This window comes from Streptomyces sp. adm13(2018) (assembly GCF_008042145.1).
Taxonomy (GTDB): Bacteria; Actinomycetota; Actinomycetes; order Streptomycetales; family Streptomycetaceae; genus Streptomyces.
In genome coordinates this window covers 1-1,412 of the sequence record NZ_RDBH01000002.1, presented here as the reverse complement: position 1 = coordinate 1,412, position 1,412 = coordinate 1, and the positions used below count along the sequence as shown (strand labels likewise).

The window sequence follows — 1,412 nt, the reverse complement described above, 5'->3', positions numbered from 1 at the left end:
GCTCCCGCCTCGCCACCGTCATCGAGGTCCGCGCCCAGGACGCGCCCGGCCTGCTCCACCGCATCGGCCGGGCCCTGGAGGGCGCGGACGTACGGGTGCGGAGCCGGGCGGCCTCGGGCAGGGAGCCGTACTCGGCGGCGACCCGCCAGTCGAGGACGAGGACGGGCCCCTCCCCCACTCCGAGGCCGCCGGGGAGGTCGACGGCGCGCAGGTCGGCGGCGCGGACGGTGAGCCGGTGCAGGGCGAGGACGCCGGCGACGGCGGGCAGGACGCCGGGCCGGTCGGGCAGCGCGATGACGAGTTCCACGCCGACCGGTTCGGGTTCCTCGGGTTCCGCGGCGACCGGTTCGGTACGGAGGGCGAGGACGGGTTCGCCCGTGCGCAGGGCCTCGATGGCGAGCCGCTCCTGTTCGGCGCTGGGGGCGGCGGCCTCGGGGTCGGGCGGGGTCTCCCCCGCGAGGACGCCGGCGACCCGTTTGACCAGGTCGGCGACGAGGGAGGCGCGCCAGGCGGACCAGGCTGCGGGGCCGGTGGCGAGGGCGTCGGCCTCGGTGAGGGCGTGCAGGAGCTCCAGGGTGCCGACGGAGCCGACCGCGGTGGCGACGGCGCGGACGGTGGCGGGGTCGTCGAGGTCGCGGCGGGTCGCGGTCTCCACCAGGAGGAGGTGGTGGCGGACGGCGGTGGCGAGGGTGGCGACGTCGGCGCGGTCGAAGCCGATCCGGGTGGCGAGGTCGCGGGCGATGGTCTCGCCGGCGACGGAGTGGTCGCCGGGCCAGCCCTTGCCGATGTCGTGGAGGAGCCTCCTCGACGCCCGCGACGCCCTCCACCTCACCACCGGCCGCGCCACCGACCGGCTCGCCCTCCAGGAACAGGACGCCGTCGCCGCCGAACTCGGCCTCCTCGACGCCGACACCCTGCTCCGCGAGGTGTACGAGGCCGCCCGGACCATCTCGTACGCCGCCGACGTCACCTGGCGCGAGGTCAACCGGGTCCTCAAGGCCCGCTCCGCCCGGCCCCGGCTCCGCGCCCTGCTCGGCCGCGGCGGCACCGGCCGCGGCGCCGGGAAACCGCCCGCCGAGCGCACCCCGCTCGCCGAAGGAGTCGTCGAGATGGACGGCGAGGTCGTCCTCGCCCTCTCCGCCCGGCCCGAACGCGACCCCGTCCTGCCCCTGCGGGCCGCCGCCGCGGCCGAGCAGGGCGCGGAGCCGGGGCCGGGCGGAGCGGGCCTTGAGGACCCGGTTGACCTCGCGCCAGGTGACGTCGGCGGCGTACGAGATGGTCCGGGCGGCCTCGTACACCTCGCGGAGCAGGGTGTCGGCGTCGAGGAGGCCGAGTTCGGCGGCGACGGCGTCCTGTTCCTGGAGGGCGAGCCGGTCGGTGGCGCGGCCGGTGGTGAGGTGGAGGGCGTCGCG

General features: G+C 77.9%; 2 pseudogenes. One reads left to right on the top strand and one right to left on the bottom strand.

Annotation, left to right across the window (positions count from 1 at the left end):
• Window positions 1–799: pseudogene (locus EAO70_RS00145) on the bottom strand (HD domain-containing protein); the annotation flags it as partial.
• Here EAO70_RS00145 and EAO70_RS38660 point away from each other — a divergent pair.
• Window positions 786–1,412, top strand: a pseudogene (locus tag EAO70_RS38660) (hypothetical protein); the annotation flags it as partial. The pseudogenes EAO70_RS00145 and EAO70_RS38660 sit on opposite strands and share 14 nt — an antisense overlap.